The sequence below is a fragment of the Rhizobium sp. 01T417 genome (genome assembly GCF_056398905.1).
In genome coordinates this window covers 32,802-49,739 of record NZ_JBFTQH010000017.1, presented here as the reverse complement: position 1 = coordinate 49,739, position 16,938 = coordinate 32,802, and the positions used below count along the sequence as shown (strand labels likewise).

Here is a 16,938-nt window from a genome sequence, read left to right as displayed (position 1 = left end):
CGTCAGATGTCGGCAAGCGTGCGTTTGATGGCACTCCGCCATCCCTTCAGCTTCGCCGCACGCGTCTTCTCGTCCAAGCTTGGTTCGAAACGGCGGTCGCGTTTCCAACTCTTGGCAAACCCAACGCGGTCCGGCCAGACACCGGCCTTGCTGCCGGCAAGCCAGGCAGCGCCAAGCGCCGTGGTTTCGAGGATGACCGGCCGATCGACAGGCGCGTCGAGAATGTCCGCAAGCCGCTGCATCGTCCAGTCGGAGGCGACCATGCCGCCATCGACACGAAGGACGGTGCTCTCCACGCCGCCCTTCCAATCCTTGTGCATGGCATCGAGCAGATCGCGGGACTGGTAGCAGACCGCCTCGAGCGCGGCCCGAGCGAATTCCTTCGGCCCACTGTTGCGCGTCAGGCCAAAGATCGCCCCACGGGCGTTGGCATCCCAATGCGGCGCGCCGAGGCCGGTGAAGGCGGGAACCAGGTAGACCTCTTGCGTCGGATCCGCGGCATCGGCCAGCTCGCCGGTGCGCGAGGCGGTATCGATGATGCCAAGCCCGTCGCGAAGCCACTGCACCGCGGCTCCCGCGATGAAGATCGAGCCTTCGAGCGCGTAGGTGGTCTCGCCATTCAGCCGATAGGCGATCGTCGTCAACAGCCGGTTCTTCGAGCGAACCATGTCGCTGCCGGTGTTGAGCAGAGCGAAGCAGCCGGTGCCGTAGGTCGACTTCATCATGCCCGGCTCGAAGCAGGCCTGCCCGATGGTCGCGGCATGCTGATCCCCGGCGACGCCGAGGATCGGGATCTCCGCTCCGATGATTGCTTTCTCGGTCGTGCCGAAATCGTCGGCGCAGTCCTTTACCTCGGGCAGCATGGCTACCGGAACGCGCAGGATGTCGAGGAGATCCCTGTCCCACGTGTTGTCGGTAATGTTGTACATCAGCGTGCGAGAGGCGTTCGTCGCATCGGTCGCGAACACCTTGCCGCCGGTCAACCGCCAGATCAGGAACGTATCGACCGTGCCGAAGCACAATTCGCCCTTGGCGGCGCGTGCCCGTGCGCCCTTGACGTTCGCGAGCAGCCACGAAAGCTTGGTGCCGGAGAAATACGGATCGAGGAGAAGGCCGGTTTTCTTCGTAAAAGTCTTTTCGAGATCCTGTCTCTTCAGCTTGTCGCAATAGCTTGCGGTGCGGCGATCCTGCCAGACGATCGCGTTGTGGATCGGCTTGCCGCTCTCGCGTTCCCAGACCACAACCGTCTCGCGCTGGTTGGTAATGCCAAGCGCCGCAATGTCCTTTGCCGTGATCCTGGCCTCACGGATCGCCATCTTGATCGTCGAGATGACGGAATCCCAGATTTCCTCTGGATCGTGCTCGACCCAACCGGATCGCGGATAGATCTGGCGGAACTCCTTCTGGCCCGCACCGGCGATCTTCATCTCGCCGTCGAAGACGATCGCCCGTGTCGACGTCGTCCCCTGATCGATTGCCAGAACATACCCGCTCATGCCAGCCCTCCCGCTGATCGTGATTGTCGGGAGAAATCAATAGGACAGGAGGGCGATTGAGGAAAGAACCCGCCATCGCTTCGACACAGGAGTTTTGCCTTGACCGCAATTGCCAGCAGAGATGCTTTGCGCATAACCTCAGCTCTATTGCGTCGCAAAACACCCTGAGGAGAAGCGCATGGCCAGAACAGTCGTCGTCACCGGATCCACCAGCGGCATCGGGCTTGCGATCGCGACAGCCTTTGCCGGCAAGGGCGACAACGTCGTCATCAACGGCTTCGGAAAGCCCGAGGAAATCAAGGCGATAGTCGAGAAGCTTGAATCAGTCTCGGAGGCAAAGGCGATCTACCATCCGGCAGACATGACAAAGCCGACCGAAATCGCGGATCTGATCGAAACGGCCGCCAAGACCTTCGGCAGTGTGGATGTGCTGGTCAACAACGCCGGCATTCAGCATGTCGAGAAGATCGAAGACTTCCCGATCGAAAAGTGGGACCAGATCATAGCCATCAATTTGTCCAGCTCGTTTCACACGATGCGGGCGGCGATTCCGTTGATGAAGGCAAAGAAGCTAGGCCGCGTAATCAACGTCGCCTCCGCGCACGGGTTGGTCGCCTCACCCTTCAAATCCGCCTATGTCGCGGCAAAGCATGGTATATTGGGCCTGACGAAGACCGCCGCGCTCGAACTTGCCGAATTCGGCATAACTGTGAACGCGATTTGCCCAGGCTACGTGCTGACGCCCCTCGTCGAGAAGCAGATCCCGGATACGGCCAAGGCGCGCGGCATCACCGAGGAACAGGTCAAGACCGAGGTGATCCTAAAGGCGCAACCAACGCATGAATTCGTCAAGGCCGAAGAGATTGGCGCGCTCGCTCTCTACCTCGCAAGCGACGAGGCTCGGCAAGTGACCGGGACCCACATCTCGATTGACGGAGGCTGGACCGCGGCATAACCATTCAAAACAAAGATAAAAACCAGGGAACAATATGAACGACAGCATCCGCTTCATCCTGAATGGCGAGGACATCACGCTTGGCGATGTCCGGCCGACCGAGACGCTTCTCGATTATCTCCGGTTGAAGCGCCGGCTGACCGGCACGAAGGAAGGATGCGCGGAGGGCGATTGCGGCGCCTGCACCGTCCTTGTCGGACGGCTGATAGACGGCAAGCTACACTATGAGTCCGTCAACGCCTGCATTCGCTTCATGGGGTCGCTGAACGCCACCCATGTCGTCACTGTCGAGCATGTGGCCGCCAAGGACGGCACGCTTCATCCGGTACAGCAGGCGATGGTCGATTGCCATGGGTCGCAATGCGGCTTTTGCACGCCGGGCTTCATCATGTCGATGTATGGCCTCTGGCTTTCCAACGACAAGCCGAGCCGCGCAGACATCGAAAAGGCACTGCAAGGCAATCTCTGTCGTTGCACCGGCTATGAGCCGATCGTGAAGGCGGCCGAGCAGGTGAGCCACACCCGCCCGAGCGCGCTCTTTGATCCGCTGGAGAAAACCCGCTCCGAGATCATCTCGCGCCTCTGGGCGATGCGAAACAGTGAGACCGTCACGATCACCACGGCGGAGGGCCGACTGATTCTGCCCGGATCACTGGACGCGCTGGCCCGTGTGCTGTCCGAAGAGCCGAACGCCACGATCGTCGCCGGATCGACCGACGTGGGCCTCTGGGTAACCAAGCAGATGCGTGCCCTGGACCCCGTCGTCTTCATCAACCATCTGACCGATCTGCAGTCGATCACCGCTGGCGACGGCGGCTTCACGATCGGCGCGGGTGTCACCTACAGCCGCGCCTTCGAGACTATCGCCGGTAAGGTTCCGACGCTTGGCCGCCTCATCAACCGCATCGGCGGCGATCAGGTGCGCAACATGGGTACTATCGGTGGCAATATCGCGAATGGTTCGCCGATCGGCGATATGCCACCACCGTTGATTGCCCTTGGAGCGACGGTGAAGCTGCGCTCCCTGGCCGGAACGCGCATGCTGCGGCTGGAAGATTTCTTCATCGACTACGGCAAGCAGGATCGGCGCCCCGGCGAATTCGTCGAGAGCATTTTCGTGCCCTACCCGGCAGAAGAAACCCAGTTTGCGGTCTACAAGATCACCAAGCGCCGCGATGAAGACATCACGGCGGTTCTCGGCGCCTTCTATCTGACGCTGGACGGCGAAGGCGACGTTAACGACATCCGCATCGCCTTCGGCGGCATGGCCGCAACGCCGAAGCGTGCGCGCAACGTCGAGAATGCGCTTATGGGCCGGCCATGGAACGAACAAACGATCGAAGAAGTGCGTGCAGAGTTCGACGCCGACTTCCAACCGCTGAGCGATTGGCGCGCAACGGCCGAGTATCGTCAGTTGACGACGAAGAACCTGTTGACGCGCTTCTTCCTGGAAACATCCGGCGCACCAGCTGAGCTCCACCGCTTCGAGGAGGTGGCATAATGGACAAGTCGACTTTCGCCGATCCCAAATTCATCATCAACGGCGCGATGCACGATGCCTTGCGCCACGATTCCGCGCACAAGCATGTGACCGGATCGGCCGACTACATCGACGACCTTCCGGAGCCCGCCGGCCTGTTGCACGGCGCACTCGGCCTGTCAGACCGGGCGCACGCCGAAATCGTCAGCATGGATCTCTCGGAGGTCGAAGCGACGCCCGGCGTTGTCTGGGTTCTCACCGGCAAGGACGTTCCCGGCGTCAATGATGTCAGTTCCAACGGTAGCCACGACGAGCCGCTGCTCGCCGAGAAGAAGGTCGAATTCCACAACCAGCCGATCTTCGCCGTCATCGCCGAGACGCGCGAGATTGCCCGGCGGGCCGCCCGCAAGGCGAAGATCGAGTATCGCGACCTGCCGCATTGGAGCGATATTGACGGTGCGCTCGAGAACGGCAGCCCACTCGTCATCACGCCAATGACCCTGCAGCGCGGCGATGCGAAGGCGAAAATGGAAAATGCCCCGCGCCGGCTGAATGGCCAGATGCGGATCGGCGGCCAGGAGCACTTTTATCTGGAAAGCCATATCGCCGTGGCCATCCCCGGCGAGGACGACGACGTTGTCATCTGGTCGTCCACCCAGCATCCGAGCGAAATCCAGCATATCGTCGGTCACGTGCTGAATATTCCGTCGAATGCCATCACCGTCAATGTCCGCCGGATGGGCGGCGGTTTCGGCGGCAAGGAAACCCAGGGCAACCAGTTCGCGGCCCTGGCAGCGATCGCCGCCAAGAAACTGAAGCGTGCCATCAAGTTCCGACCTGATCGCGATGAGGACATGACGGCCACCGGCAAGCGCCATGACTTCCTTGTCGACTACGAACTCGGCTTCGATGATGACGGCCGCATTTACGCGGTCGACGCGACCTATGCGGCGCGCTGCGGCTTTTCTTCCGACCTTTCAGGCCCGGTCACGGACCGCGCTCTTTTTCATGCGGATTCCAGCTACTTCTATCCGCATGTTCATCTAAGCTCGAAACCGCTGAAGACCCATACAGTCTCCAACACTGCCTTTCGCGGCTTCGGCGGACCGCAGGGCATGCTCGGGGCCGAGCGCTTCATCGAAGAGATCGCCTATGCGATCGGAAAGGACCCGCTGGAGATCCGCAAGCTGAATTTCTACGGCCAGCCCGGCTCTGGCCGCACACTGACGCCTTACCACCAGGAGGTCGAAGACAACATCCTCGAACGCATCGTTGGCGAACTGGAAGAAGGCGCTGAGTACCAGGCGCGCCGCAACGCCATCATCGAGTTCAACCGCAATAGCCGCTACATCCGCAAGGGCATTGCCCTGACGCCGGTGAAGTTCGGCATCTCCTTCACCATGACCGCCTTCAACCAGGCGGGCGCGCTCGTGCATGTCTATCAGGATGGCTCGATCCATCTGAACCACGGCGGCACGGAGATGGGCCAGGGTCTTTACACCAAGGTCGCGCAGGTGCTGGCCGACAGTTTCCAGGTCGATATCGAGCATGTGAAGATCACGGCGACGACAACAGGCAAGGTGCCGAACACCTCGGCGACGGCAGCCTCCTCGGGTTCCGACCTGAACGGCATGGCCGCCTACGATGCCGCGCGCCAGATCAAGGAACGGCTAGTCGCCTTTGCCGCCGACAAGTGGGGCGTCCCTCCAACGGACGTCGTCTTCCTGCCAAACCGCGTGCGCGTTGGCGACAAGGAGTTCGCATTTGCGGATTTCGTCAAGCAGGCATACCTCGCCCGCGTCCAGCTTTCGGCTGCCGGTTTCTACAAGACCCCGAAGATCCACTGGGATCGGGCCGCCGGCCGCGGCACGCCCTTCTACTACTATTCCTATGGCGCAGCCTGCTCGGAGGTATCGATTGATACACTGACGGGCGAATACCTCATCGACCGCACCGATATCCTGCACGACGTCGGGCGTTCTCTGAACCCGGCGATCGACATCGGACAAGTCGAGGGCGCCTTCGTGCAGGGCATGGGTTGGTTGACGACGGAAGAATTGTGGTGGGATGAAAAGGGCCGGCTGCGCACGCACGCACCATCAACCTACAAGATTCCGCTCGCCTCTGACCGACCGAAGGTCTTCAACGTACGGCTTGCCGAATGGTCGGAGAATGCCGAGCACACGATCGGCCGCTCCAAGGCAGTCGGCGAACCGCCTTTCATGCTGGCGATTTCGGTGCTCGAGGCCATTTCGATGGCTGTCGCCAGCGTCGCAAATTACAAGGTCTGCCCGAAGCTCGATGCACCGGCAACGCCCGAGCGGGTGCTGATGGCCGTCGAGCGGATGAAGAGGGCCTGACATGACGGGCAGCACGTCGCGGTGCTGCCATCGTTCCCATCCCGGGCCCTACCGCCAGAATTCCCTGTCGTAGCGCGGCTCGCGTCCATCCATGAAACCAAGGTCGCGCTTCACGCGATCCGGCATACCCTCAAGCTCCAACCTGTCCCATTCCGAAAGCCGGCGCAGCAGCCTTCGGCCAAAGCCAGAGAGCCAACTGGAAGTCCCGGCAGCCCTTGCATGGCTCTCTTGTTCGATAACGGCGCAATCCATAACTTCACCTCAATAATCTTATCCGTTGAGTTGCAGATTGCGCCAATAAATGCTGCAATTCCAATCGAACAATCGCCGGACCACATAAAGAGAACTTATCCATGAAGCTGTCGAAGCAGTTTCCGTTGAACGCCCTGCGGGTCTTCGAGGCGGTCGCGCGGCTCGGCAGTTTTACGCGCGCGGGCGAAGAACTCGGCATGACTCAGACTGCCGTGAGCTACCAGATAAAGCTGCTGGAGGAGAATGTCGGCGAGCCGCTGTTCCTGCGTCGTCCACGTCACATCAGTCTGACCGAGACTGGAGAACGGCTGGCTCCACAGGTCACAGAAGCCTTCGAAATGCTGCAACTCGCGATGGCCGAGGCACGCGGCGAAACGGAGGTAACGCTACAGATCACCTGCCTGGCGACATTCGCGTCCCAATGGCTTGCGCGTAAGCTCGGCAATTTTCAGCTCGCCAATCCGAATATCGCCGTACGGCTCAGCACTTCGGATTCGCTGGTCGATTTCGGCCGCGAAGCGGTCGATGTCGGCATACGCTCAGGCAGGGGCGAGTGGCCCGGCCTGCGGGCGGACAAACTGATGGACGTCTACTTCACGCCTATGCTGAGCCCGGCACTCGCGGAAAGCATTGGCGGCATTCATGAGCCCGCCGACCTATTGAAGCTTCGGATTTTCGATCCCACTGATCCTTGGTGGCACCAATGGCTGGACGCAGCTGGTGTACCGATTCCCAGCCTCGAGAAGCGAAGCACAAGCTTCTACGGCGCTCAGGCCTATGAGGCCGCGGCTGCCGTCGCCGGCCAGGGTGTCGCGATCCTGACGCCCGACTTCTATCCGGAAGAGCTTGCAAGCGGGAAGCTGATCCGCCCATTCGAACTGCAATGCACCGATGGCCGAGGCTATTGGCTCGCCTATCCGGAGAACCGTCGCAACGTCCCTAAGATCAAGGCATTCCGAAATTGGATTCTTGCGGAAATGAACGCCGCCCGGATCGACGGCAGCTAATAGCCCATCTGTGGCGCGTAGAAACAGCGCGGCGTATCCTCGTTCGGGAACAGGCAGAGATGGTAGTCGCCATCGCCCGAACGCATCGCCTTGCCCATGGGTAGAAGGAACACATGCGCATGCGTGACAAGCCGGTGATCCCCCGGCAGCAGCGTCACTCGATAGCCGTGCGGCGTGATCGCTACGCTCTTTGGTGGGATCATCTGGCAGTCGCCGGTCTCGCTGTCACCATTGCAACAGAACGGCTCATAGCTCCAGCCCGACGGCGCATCATGCGCGTAAGCACAGGATGCGAATGCAATCATCACACACACAAGAATGCTGCGCATGGGCATCATCTCCGTTGATGAAAGCGCCGCCGGGACGAAGCGGTTTCCACCTCAGCCCGACGGCCTCAAAATGAAATTGTAATCGAAACGTGACATTTCAAGCCACTTTCCATGCTGCACAGCGGCGCTGACAGCCCCCTTTGTTCGGGGGCGCCGTACCATTTCGCGCGCCCACCTCTCGACAGCCGGCAAGCGGTCTCTAGAGTGCCGAGCGTCGCCGGCACAGAGAGCATCCAATGAAAAAACGTCGACATGTTGGCCTAGTATGCTTTGTCTCGATGCCGCTCGCGCTGCATGCCCAGGAGCGCAGGCTTCAGGTAGAGGATCTGATGGCGATCGACGTCGGCGAGGTCCGCAAGGTGAGCAGCCCGGAAAACGGCGTTGATATGGTTTATGTATTGCAGCCTTATCAGGATCGGATTTTCTTCGCGTTCGAGGGCCGGGACAGGTCAACGAGACACTCGACACGATCGGTTACAAGGGCGACGAAGGCAGTTGAGCGGTGCTGTCCATCACCGGCTCCCACGTCGACATGCTCCGGGTAGGTCGCTCCCGCAACCTTGATCTCCTCAACGATCATGAAGGGAACCACCTGGCTCTACCGGCAGGTTTCGAGCCTCGAGCGTGCGCGGACGGATCGCACGCCGCCTTTTCAAAAGTTCGTTACCGTGATCGGCTCTACGTTATTCTCGGCAATAGCTCCGAGTAACCGCAATCCTCTTTCCTCCGGGCGCGTCTTTCTGCAAAGTGACGAGTCGAGGGAAGAACAGGGGAACTCTATGTATGAATATGCCATAGCGTGGGAATGGTTGGCTTTTGCGGCCCGCTGGTTTCACGTCATTACCGCGATTGCGTGGATCGGCTCGTCCTTTTATTTCATTGCGCTCGACCTCGGCCTAGTGAAGCGGCCGCACCTTCCGCCCGGCGCCTATGGCGAGGAATGGCAGGTTCACGGCGGCGGCTTCTATCACATCCAGAAGTATCTGGTGGCGCCCGCGCAGATGCCCGAGCACCTGACCTGGTTCAAATACGAAAGCTATTTTACCTGGCTCTCCGGCTTCCTGATGCTCTGCATCGTCTACTATGGCGGCGCCGATCTCTTCCTCATCGACCGCCATGTGCTCGACATTACCGCTCCGGTCGCGATCCTGATCTCGCTCGCCTCGCTTGCGGTTGGCTGGGTCATCTACGACCTCTTGTGCAAGTCGCCGCTCGGCAAGAACACCTGGGGCTTGATGGCGGTTCTCTACGCCGTGATCGTCTTCATGGGCTGGGGCTACACGCAGCTCTTTAGCGGCCGCGCCGCCTTCCTGCATCTCGGCGCCTTTACGGCAACGATCATGTCGGCCAACGTTTTCATGATCATCATCCCGAACCAGAAGATCGTCGTCGCCGACCTGATCGCCGGGCGCACGCCCGATGCCAAGTACGGCGCGATCGCCAAGCAGCGCTCACTCCACAACAACTACCTGACGCTGCCCGTGATCTTCTTCATGCTGTCGAACCACTATCCGCTGGCCTTCGGCACCGCCTATAACTGGGTAATCGCCGCCCTCGTCTTCCTGATGGGCGTCACCATCCGCCACTGGTTCAACACGACGCATGCGAGGAAGGGCCGCCCGACCTGGACCTGGATCGTCACCGTGATCCTTTTCATCCTGATCATGTGGCTGTCCACGGTGCCGCAGGTGCTAACCGGCGAGAAGGATGCGCAAGCGGTTGCCCCCGCCTTTCAGCAATTCGCCGGCGACCCGCATTTCCCCGCGGTCAAGCAGCTTGTCGGCACGCGCTGTTCCATGTGCCATGCCGCCGAACCGGTTTATGAAGGGCTAGCGCGGCCGCCAAAGGACGTCGTCCTCGAAACCGATGCGGAAATTGCCGCTCATGCGCGCGAGATCTATATACAGGCGGGCCGCAGCCACGCCATGCCGCCCGGCAACGTGACCGATATCACCCCGGATGAGCGCAAGCTGCTCGTCGCCTGGTTCGAAAGCGCAGTCGAAGGCAAACAGGAATGATCTCAGCCGCCCTTCGCGCCCTTCTCCTCGCCGCCACCCTGACCGCCTGCGGGCAGAGCGGAGCGGATGCTTCGGGATCGGAGGGCGGCGCGGCACCAGCCGCTGGCAATTTTTCCGGCGATCTGAACGCCCTTGGCACCGAGCCCTTCTGGGCGATCAAGATCCGCACCGACGGGCTCACGTTCAGCCGTCCAGGTATCGAGGACGTCAAAAGCGCCAACTCCGGTCCGGTCATCGAGAACGATCGCGCCACGTGGACGATCGCCGACGGGCCGGCACCCTTCAAGCTGACGCTGACCAAAGGGGATTGCTCAGACGGCATGTCCGATCGTCACTACACGCTGAACGCGGTTCTGGCATTCAGAGACAAGACCATGTACGGCTGCGCCGACACTCCGGCGGCCATTGCCGCCCAGCCGGCGCCCTGACGCCAACGGCGCAACAAGAAGACAATCGACAGAGACAGAAAGCCATGACACATACCCTCCTCCGCGGCCGCCTGCTTTCCTTCCTGCGCGCACCCCAAGATCTTGGCGATAGTGGAAGCTATCTCTACGAAAGCGACGGCGCCCTCCTGATCAAGGATGGCCTGATCGTTGCCTGCGGCGCGTATGACAAGGTGAGTCCGCACGCCCCCGCCGATGCCGTAACCGTCGACCATCGTCCTCATCTGATCATGCCTGGCTTCATCGACATGCACCTGCATTTCCCGCAGATGCAGGTCATTGCCTCCTATGCGGCAAACCTGCTGGAATGGCTGAACACTTATACTTTCCCCGAGGAATGCCGCTTCGTCGAAAGCGATCACGCCCAGCGCATCGCCACGCATTTCTACGATGAGCTCGTGCGCCACGGCACGACGACGGCCGTCGCCTACTGCTCCGTCCACAAGACCTCCGCCGACGCCTTTTTCGCAGAAGCGCTGAGGCGCAGCATGCGCATGATCGGCGGCAAGGTGATGATGGACCGCAACGCCCCGCAGGGGCTGCTCGACACACCTCAGATGGGCTATGACGAGACCCGCCAGATCATCGCGGACTGGCACGGCAAGGCGCGCTGCCACGTCGCCATCACCCCGCGCTTCGCGATTACCTCGACGCCCGCACAGATGGAGGCCACCCAGGCGCTTGCCCGCGAGTTTCCCGACCTCCACATCCAGACTCACCTCTCCGAGAACCACGACGAGATCAAGTTCACCTGCGAGCTTTATCCCGAGGCGATCGACTACACCGACATCTACGCGCGCTACGGCCTGCTCGGCGACAAGACGCTCTTCGGCCACTGCATCCATCTTTCGGATCGCGAGGCCGATGCGATGAGCGAAGCAGGCTCGGTCGCGGTGCATTGCCCGACGTCGAACCTCTTCCTCGGCTCGGGTCTTTTCCCGCTGAAGGCGCTTGCGCGCCGCGAAAAGCCGGTGCGCATCGGGGTCGCGACCGACATTGGCGGCGGCTCCAGCTATTCGATGCTGCGCACGATGGACGAGGCCTACAAGATCCAGCAGCTGCTCGGCGAACGCCTGAACCCGTTGGAGAGCTACTATCACATAACATTGGGCAACGCCCGGTCACTGTCCCTTGCCGACAGGATCGGTACGCTCGATGTCGGCTCCGACGCCGATATCGTCGTCCTCAACGCCGCCGCAACGCCCGCCATGGCGCTCAAGATGGAGGTCGTGAAGACGCTGCCGGAAGAACTCTTCCTGCTGCAAACCATGGGCGACGACCGCGCGATCGTGGAGACCTATGTGGCAGGCGTCGCCGCCAAGAGTGCGATCTGAGATCTGCCCGTTGAGGTCGGCATCGGTCCGCAGCGAGCAGGCGAATTTCGTATGCCTCACCCCCGGTAGCGAAGCGCATTGACCAGCAGGGCGAAGGCCGGCGACGTCTGCCGGCTGCTCGGATAATAGAGATGATATCCGGGGAACGGCGCACACCAATCCTCAAGGACGCGAACGAGCCGTCCATCGGACAGTGGCTGCCACACCAGCGCCTCCGGCATAAACGCCAGACCGAGGCCAGAAAGCGCTGCGTTCAGCCGTAACTGCGCGTTGTTGAACACCAACTGCCCCTCCACCCGCACCTTTACCTCTCGCCCTTCTTTCTCGAACTCCCAGGCATAGACCCCGCCATAGGTCGGCAGGCGCAGGTTGATGCAGTTGTGGTCGGTGAGTTCGGCAGGCGCCTGCGGCTTGAGCTGCCGGTCGAAATAGGCAGGCGCTCCGACGACAGCCATCCGCATGTCCGGCCCGATGCGCACAGCGATCATGTCCTTCGCCACCTGCTCGCCAAGGCGGACGCCGGCGTCATAGCGCTCGGCGACGATGTCGGTCAGCCCGTAGTCGACGATGATCTCGACATTGATATCGGGATAATCAGGCAACAGCCTCTCCAGCGCGGGCCAGAGTATGGCGTCAGCGGCGTGCTCTCCCGCCGTGATGCGGATCGTACCCGCCGGCTTCTCGCGAAATTCGCTGAGCGCAGCCAACTCGCTCTCGATCTCATCGAAACGCGGCCCGATCGAGCTCAGCAGACGCTCGCCTGCCTCCGTCGGCGACACGCTGCGTGTCGTGCGCGTCAGCAGCCGCAGGCCGAGGCGTGTTTCAAGGCCGCGGACGGTATGGCTGAGCGCCGATTGCGACACGCCGAGCTTGGCTGCGGCCTTCGTGAAGCTTCTCTCCCGCGCCACGGCCAGAAAGGCGATGAGGTCGTTGATCGATTGCCGCGTCATTCATGAATCTCACTCATAAGTTTATGCCGTTTATACCATCTAATCGCAGGAAAGCATCCGCACTAGATCTTCTTCCGAACGTCGGCCGAGCAGCACGCTCCTGAGCTCACGAAAGGACGAAAGATGAAAATCAAGCGAAACGGCTCCGATCCATCCGCCAAGGGACCGGCGGATTATTTCACTGGGACGGTCCGCATCGATGCGCCGTTCAACGGGGCGGCGCCAGCACGCGTCGGCGGTGCAACGGTGACCTTCGAGCCCGGCGCCCGCACCGCCTGGCACACCCATCCGCTCGGTCAGACGCTGATCGTCCTCTCCGGTACCGGCCGCGCACAGCGTGACGGCGGACCTGTGGAAGAAATTCGCGCCGGCGACATCATCTGGTTCGAACCGGGCGAAAAGCACTGGCACGGCGCATCCGCGACAACAGCCATGACCCACATCGCGATCGCCGAAGCCCTCGACGGCAAGGTGGTCGACTGGATGGAAACGGTCACCGACGAACAATACCAGGGCTAGGAAAGGGAAATTCCATGCAGAAGCGCACACTCGGAAAAAGCGGCCTCGAAGTCTCCGCGCTCGGCCTCGGATGCATGGGCTTAAGCTATGGCTACGGCCCGGCAATGGACACCGCGGACGCGATCAAGTTAATCCGCGCCGCCTTCGAACGCGGCGTCACCTTCTTCGACACCGCGGAAGCCTACGGTCCCTACAAGAACGAGACCCTGCTTGGCGAGGCGCTGGCGCCATTCCGCGACAAGGTCGTCATCGCCACCAAGTTCGGCTTCAACTTCGGCCCGGATGGCGGCCAGAGCGGCATGAACAGCCGCCCTGCTCATATCAGAGAGGTTGCCGATGCGGCGCTGAAGCGCCTCAACACCGACGTGATCGACCTCTTCTACCAGCACCGCGTCGATCCTGACGTGCCGATCGAGGATGTCGCCGGCACGGTCAGGGACCTGATCAGCGAAGGCAAGGTCAAGCACTTCGGCCTTTCGGAAGCCGGCGCCAGGACGATCCGCCGCGCGCATGCAGTGCAGCCGGTCGCCGCGCTGCAGAGCGAATATTCGCTGTGGTGGCGCGAGCCAGAACAGGACATCCTGCCGACGCTCGAGGAGCTTGGCATCGGCTTCGTTCCGTTCAGCCCCCTCGGCAAGGGCTTCCTGACCGGCGCGATCAATGAGACGACCACCTTCGACAGCAAGGATTTCCGCAACGTCGTTCCGCGCTTTTCCGCCGAAGCCCGCAAGGCCAATCAAGCGCTCGTCGATCGCCTCGGCGAGATCGCCCGCGACAAGGGCGCGACCCCGGCACAGATCGCGCTTGCCTGGCTGCTGGCCCGCAAGCCCTGGATCGTTCCGATCCCCGGAACGACAAAGATGCACCGTCTGGAAGAGAACATCAGCGCCGCTGCCGCGCAGCTGACGGCGGAAAACCTTGCCGCCATCGAAACCGCGCTCGCCGGCATAAAGGTCGAGGGTGACCGCTATCCGGCACACCTACAGGCAAGGGTCGACCGCTGAGCGGTGACCAAGCGAAGGGAAAGGATCTGTCATGACTACAGTATCAAGGACAAGGTCGTCGTGATCACCGGCGCGAGCAGCGGCCTTGGTGAAGCGGCGGCCAGACACCTGGCGCGAGACGGCGCCAAACTCGTTCTCGGCGCCCGGCGTCTCGACCGGCTGAATGCGATCGCCGACGAACTCGGCCCCGGCAGCGACGCCGTCGTCGAGACCGACGTAACTAAGGTCGATCAGGTCAAACGCCTGGTCGACCACGCCGTTCGGCTGCATGGCCGCGTCGACGTCATCATCAACAATGCCGGCCTGATGCCGCACTCTCCGCTGGAGCGCGGCAAGGTCGAGGGTTGGGACCGCATGATCGACGTCAACCTCAAGGGCGTGCTCTACGGCATTGCCGCAGCGCTGCCCTATATGAAGCAGCAGAAGAGTGGCCATGTCATCAACGTCTCGTCGGTCGCCGGCCACAAGGTCAATCCGGGCGGCGCCGTTTATGCCGCGACCAAGCATGGCGTGCGCATCATTTCCGAAGGGCTGCGGCAGGAGGTAAAGCCCTTCAACATCCGCACGACGATCATCTCGCCGGGCGCCGTTGCGACCGAGCTGCCCGACAGCATCACTGAACCTGACGTCGCCGAGCGCGTCCGCAAGGTCTACGCAATGGCGATCCCGGCCGACTCTTTCGCGAGTATGGTTGCCTTCGCCATGAGCCAGCCGGAGGATGTCGACGTCAACGAGATCCTGTCAGGCCGACCAAGCAAGAATATTGACTAGGGGCGGCCGGCTCAGGCCGCCTCTTAGCCCCAACCACCTGCGCTATTGCCCACGGAAATGCCCGCAGCTGCTAGCCGGACCACGGAATCGACTTCAGTGCCTCCATCACAACCCGGATGATCGGCACGTTGCGGATGTCGGCATGGACGACGAGCCAGAACTCCCGAGTCAGCGGCTGCCGCTGAGGAATAGCCTCGACGAGATCATCACGACCCGCCAGCATGAAATTTGGCAGCATGGCGATGCCGCCGCCAGCGCGCGCCGCCGCCAGCTGGAATTCCAGCGTCGTTGCCCTTAGTGCCACCTTCCTTCCCTCAGTCGCGTCGGCGAGCCGGATCGACTGCGGTGCGCTCGCCATCGTTTCATCGTAGGCGATGAAAGTCCGCTGTTCCTCCAACGTCGCGGCCAGATAGGCAGCCGTGGCATAGAAGCCGAAGCCGACATTCCCAAGCTTGCTGATGACGAAATTGCCCTGTTCCGGCTTCGTCATGCGGACCGCAATATCCGCCTCCCGCCTGTCGAGTGACGCATAGCGGGTCTCGCCGACGATGGTGATACCAATATCTGGGTGGCGGGCTCGCAAGGCGACCAGCGCTGCCGGCAACATTGCAGCCGCGAGCGTCGGTGGCGCGCTGATCCTGACCTCGCCGGCAAGCGTCGCGCCGGCCGCAAGCCCCAAGCGTTCGATGGCCTGCGCCTCCTGCCCCATCCGCTCCGCCATGCCCGCCACCCGCTCGCCCTCCGGCGTCAGCACGATGCGCCGACCGCGCCGGTCGACCAGCTTCACACCCATCTGCTCCTCGAGCCCGGCCACTCGACGGGCAATTGTCGCGTGCTCCACTCCGAGGGCGCGCGCAGCTCCGAGCAACGTTCCGGCACGAGCGAGCGCCGCGAAGTAGCGAAGGTTTTCCCAATCGATCATTGTTCATTTTTTCCCATGCAATGAGAAACGATAGGGAATTTTCGACCATAACGCCATGGGCGATGATGGCTGCAGCAGCAATCGGAGAGCACGTTTCATGGATAAGGCCGTTACGCTTCTCGCACCAGGAGGCATCGAGCAACTACAGGTATCAGAACAGCAGCCGCAGGAGCCTGGCGCAAACGAGATCCGCATCCGTCACGACGCGATCGGTATGAATTTCCTCGATATCTACCACCGTCGCGGGCTCTACGCCCTGCCGGCCTATCCCGCCGTACTCGGGGTCGAGGGAGCAGGCACTGTCGAAGCCGTTGGAAGCGCCGTCACGAGACTGAAACCCGGCGATCGCGTAGCCTATGCCGGCGCGCCTGTCGGCGCCTATGCCGCGACAAGGCTCTTGCCGGCGGCCCGCGCCGTTCTCCTGCCCGATGGCGTACCTTCAAAGGTTGCGGCCGCGTCCATGCTCAAGGGGCTGACAGCGTACATGCTCTTGACGAAGACCTATCGCGTCGAGCCCGGAACGACCGTTCTCATTCATGCCGCCGCCGGCGGGCTTGGAAGTATTCTCGTGCGGTGGGCAAAGTATCTCGGCGCTACAGTCATCGGAACCGTGAGTTCGGAGGAGAAGGCCGATCTCGCCCGCAGCTACGGTGCGGACCATCTGATCATCGGCCGAGACGCAGATGTCGTCGCCGCAGTGAAGCGGTTGACGGACAGCCGCGGCGTCGATGTCGCGTATGACGGCATCGGGGGCGGCATGCTGGCAAAATCCATAGCGGCCGTTCGTCCCTTCGGTGTCGTCGCCACAATCGGACAGGCCGGCGGGCCGATCCCGCCTGTCTCAGTTGATGAGCTTCGCCCCGGAAAATCGCTGACACATCCCAGCGTCATGGCTTACATCACGGACACTGCAGCCTACCTGACGGCAGCTGAAGCCGTGGTCGGAATGCTGGCTTCAGGCATAACGTCGACAATTGCCCGCGAATACCCTCTAGAGGCGGCTGCGGAAGCCCAGCAATTCCTTGAGGAAGGACGGGCGGCAGGCAGCCTGATTCTTGTCCCATAGGCGACGAAAGAGATACACAAAGCCTCGGA

The 16,938-nt window shown here is 61.7% G+C and carries 16 protein-coding genes and 1 pseudogene; 11 read left to right on the top strand and 6 right to left on the bottom strand.

The window, feature by feature from the left end:
- Positions 1–2: 2 nt before the first annotated feature.
- Positions 3–1,496: a glycerol kinase GlpK gene (gene glpK / locus AC1DPR_RS17795; RefSeq protein WP_113471108.1), complete on the bottom strand. Its 1,494-nt coding sequence runs from the start codon at positions 1,494–1,496 to the stop codon at positions 3–5.
- 178 nt (positions 1,497–1,674) lie between these two features.
- On the opposite strand from glpK, the gene AC1DPR_RS17790 reads away from it, so the two are divergent.
- From AC1DPR_RS17790 to xdhB, 3 genes are read left to right on the top strand one after another with little or no spacing between them, the layout of a single operon-like run.
- Complete coding sequence (locus AC1DPR_RS17790; protein WP_192305301.1) at positions 1,675–2,451, top strand: 3-hydroxybutyrate dehydrogenase; 777 nt, start codon at positions 1,675–1,677, stop codon at positions 2,449–2,451.
- A gap of 34 nt (positions 2,452–2,485) precedes the next feature.
- Positions 2,486–3,952: a xanthine dehydrogenase small subunit gene (xdhA, locus tag AC1DPR_RS17785; RefSeq protein ID WP_018857536.1), complete on the top strand. Its 1,467-nt coding sequence runs from the start codon at positions 2,486–2,488 to the stop codon at positions 3,950–3,952.
- Positions 3,952–6,291 (top strand): xanthine dehydrogenase molybdopterin binding subunit, encoded by a 2,340-nt coding sequence (gene xdhB, locus AC1DPR_RS17780; protein WP_192305303.1) that lies wholly within the window; start codon positions 3,952–3,954, stop codon positions 6,289–6,291. The genes xdhA and xdhB overlap by 1 nt, the downstream gene beginning before the upstream one ends.
- 48 nt (positions 6,292–6,339) lie before the next feature.
- On the opposite strand, the gene AC1DPR_RS17775 is transcribed toward xdhB, so the two are convergent.
- Positions 6,340–6,543, bottom strand: a complete 204-nt coding sequence (locus AC1DPR_RS17775) for a hypothetical protein (protein WP_018857534.1) — start codon at positions 6,541–6,543, stop codon at positions 6,340–6,342.
- A gap of 101 nt (positions 6,544–6,644) precedes the next feature.
- Here AC1DPR_RS17775 and AC1DPR_RS17770 point away from each other — a divergent pair, with 101 nt between their 5' ends.
- The gene (locus AC1DPR_RS17770; RefSeq protein WP_113471110.1) at positions 6,645–7,550 is read left to right on the top strand and encodes a LysR substrate-binding domain-containing protein; all 906 of its coding nucleotides are present in this window, start codon (positions 6,645–6,647) and stop codon (positions 7,548–7,550) included.
- Here AC1DPR_RS17770 and AC1DPR_RS17765 read toward each other — a convergent pair.
- Complete coding sequence (locus AC1DPR_RS17765; protein WP_018857532.1) at positions 7,547–7,879, bottom strand: hypothetical protein; 333 nt, start codon at positions 7,877–7,879, stop codon at positions 7,547–7,549. The genes AC1DPR_RS17770 and AC1DPR_RS17765 overlap by 4 nt on opposite strands.
- Positions 7,880–8,288: 409 nt before the next feature.
- Positions 8,289–8,459: a hypothetical protein gene (locus AC1DPR_RS17760; RefSeq protein ID WP_192305305.1), complete on the bottom strand. Its 171-nt coding sequence runs from the start codon at positions 8,457–8,459 to the stop codon at positions 8,289–8,291.
- Positions 8,460–8,658: 199 nt separating this feature from the next.
- Between AC1DPR_RS17760 and AC1DPR_RS17755 the strand changes: the two genes are divergently transcribed.
- Genes AC1DPR_RS17755 through guaD form a run of 3 tightly spaced genes read left to right on the top strand, consistent with a single transcriptional unit; the run spans position 8,659 to position 11,677 of the window.
- Entirely contained in the window at positions 8,659–9,897 is a 1,239-nt protein-coding gene (locus tag AC1DPR_RS17755) for a urate hydroxylase PuuD (protein ID WP_477816815.1), read from the top strand.
- Entirely contained in the window at positions 9,894–10,325 is a 432-nt protein-coding gene (locus AC1DPR_RS17750) for a COG3650 family protein (RefSeq protein ID WP_192305308.1), read from the top strand. Before AC1DPR_RS17755 ends, AC1DPR_RS17750 begins: the two co-directional genes overlap by 4 nt.
- A gap of 44 nt (positions 10,326–10,369) precedes the next feature.
- A complete protein-coding gene (gene guaD, locus AC1DPR_RS17745) occupies positions 10,370–11,677 on the top strand; it encodes a guanine deaminase (protein ID WP_018857527.1) in 1,308 nt (435 codons plus the stop codon).
- A gap of 56 nt (positions 11,678–11,733) precedes the next feature.
- Here the strand turns inward: guaD and AC1DPR_RS17740 are convergent, their stop codons facing one another.
- On the bottom strand, positions 11,734–12,627 hold the full coding sequence (locus AC1DPR_RS17740; RefSeq protein ID WP_025660448.1) for a LysR family transcriptional regulator: 894 nt from the start codon (positions 12,625–12,627) through the stop codon (positions 11,734–11,736).
- 123 nt (positions 12,628–12,750) lie between these two features.
- Between AC1DPR_RS17740 and AC1DPR_RS17735 the strand changes: the two genes are divergently transcribed.
- The 3 genes and pseudogenes from AC1DPR_RS17735 to AC1DPR_RS17725 all read left to right on the top strand — a co-directional run bounded on the left by AC1DPR_RS17735 (position 12,751) and on the right by AC1DPR_RS17725 (position 14,917).
- Complete coding sequence (locus AC1DPR_RS17735) at positions 12,751–13,146, top strand: (R)-mandelonitrile lyase (RefSeq protein WP_018857525.1); 396 nt, start codon at positions 12,751–12,753, stop codon at positions 13,144–13,146.
- A 14-nt stretch (positions 13,147–13,160) separates the two neighbouring features.
- On the top strand, positions 13,161–14,150 hold the full coding sequence (locus tag AC1DPR_RS17730; protein WP_018857524.1) for an aldo/keto reductase: 990 nt from the start codon (positions 13,161–13,163) through the stop codon (positions 14,148–14,150).
- Between the two features lie 24 nt (positions 14,151–14,174).
- Positions 14,175–14,917: pseudogene (locus tag AC1DPR_RS17725) on the top strand (SDR family oxidoreductase).
- Between the two features lie 74 nt (positions 14,918–14,991).
- Here the strand turns inward: AC1DPR_RS17725 and AC1DPR_RS17720 are convergent.
- A complete protein-coding gene (locus AC1DPR_RS17720) occupies positions 14,992–15,843 on the bottom strand; it encodes a LysR family transcriptional regulator (protein ID WP_192305310.1) in 852 nt (283 codons plus the stop codon).
- A 97-nt stretch (positions 15,844–15,940) separates the two neighbouring features.
- On the opposite strand from AC1DPR_RS17720, the gene AC1DPR_RS17715 reads away from it, so the two are divergent.
- Positions 15,941–16,909, top strand: a complete 969-nt coding sequence (locus AC1DPR_RS17715; protein ID WP_113471113.1) for a quinone oxidoreductase family protein — start codon at positions 15,941–15,943, stop codon at positions 16,907–16,909.
- The last annotated feature ends 29 nt before the right edge of the window (positions 16,910–16,938 follow it).

Excerpts from the sequence above, each read along its gene's own strand:
- glpK (WP_113471108.1), bottom strand. The coding sequence starts at position 1,496 with ATGAGCGGGTATGTTCTGGCAATCGATCAGGGGACGACGTCGACACGG.
- AC1DPR_RS17790 (WP_192305301.1), top strand. The coding sequence starts at position 1,675 with ATGGCCAGAACAGTCGTCGTCACCGGATCCACCAGCGGCATCGGGCTT.
- xdhA (WP_018857536.1), top strand. The coding sequence starts at position 2,486 with ATGAACGACAGCATCCGCTTCATCCTGAATGGCGAGGACATCACGCTT.
- xdhB (WP_192305303.1), top strand. The coding sequence starts at position 3,952 with ATGGACAAGTCGACTTTCGCCGATCCCAAATTCATCATCAACGGCGCG.
- AC1DPR_RS17775 (WP_018857534.1), bottom strand. The coding sequence starts at position 6,543 with ATGGATTGCGCCGTTATCGAACAAGAGAGCCATGCAAGGGCTGCCGGG.
- AC1DPR_RS17770 (WP_113471110.1), top strand. The coding sequence starts at position 6,645 with ATGAAGCTGTCGAAGCAGTTTCCGTTGAACGCCCTGCGGGTCTTCGAG.
- AC1DPR_RS17765 (WP_018857532.1), bottom strand. The coding sequence starts at position 7,879 with ATGCGCAGCATTCTTGTGTGTGTGATGATTGCATTCGCATCCTGTGCT.
- AC1DPR_RS17760 (WP_192305305.1), bottom strand. The coding sequence starts at position 8,459 with ATGATCGTTGAGGAGATCAAGGTTGCGGGAGCGACCTACCCGGAGCAT.
- AC1DPR_RS17755 (WP_477816815.1), top strand. The coding sequence starts at position 8,659 with ATGTATGAATATGCCATAGCGTGGGAATGGTTGGCTTTTGCGGCCCGC.
- AC1DPR_RS17750 (WP_192305308.1), top strand. The coding sequence starts at position 9,894 with ATGATCTCAGCCGCCCTTCGCGCCCTTCTCCTCGCCGCCACCCTGACC.
- guaD (WP_018857527.1), top strand. The coding sequence starts at position 10,370 with ATGACACATACCCTCCTCCGCGGCCGCCTGCTTTCCTTCCTGCGCGCA.
- AC1DPR_RS17740 (WP_025660448.1), bottom strand. The coding sequence starts at position 12,627 with ATGACGCGGCAATCGATCAACGACCTCATCGCCTTTCTGGCCGTGGCG.
- AC1DPR_RS17735 (WP_018857525.1), top strand. The coding sequence starts at position 12,751 with ATGAAAATCAAGCGAAACGGCTCCGATCCATCCGCCAAGGGACCGGCG.
- AC1DPR_RS17730 (WP_018857524.1), top strand. The coding sequence starts at position 13,161 with ATGCAGAAGCGCACACTCGGAAAAAGCGGCCTCGAAGTCTCCGCGCTC.
- AC1DPR_RS17720 (WP_192305310.1), bottom strand. The coding sequence starts at position 15,843 with ATGATCGATTGGGAAAACCTTCGCTACTTCGCGGCGCTCGCTCGTGCC.
- AC1DPR_RS17715 (WP_113471113.1), top strand. The coding sequence starts at position 15,941 with ATGGATAAGGCCGTTACGCTTCTCGCACCAGGAGGCATCGAGCAACTA.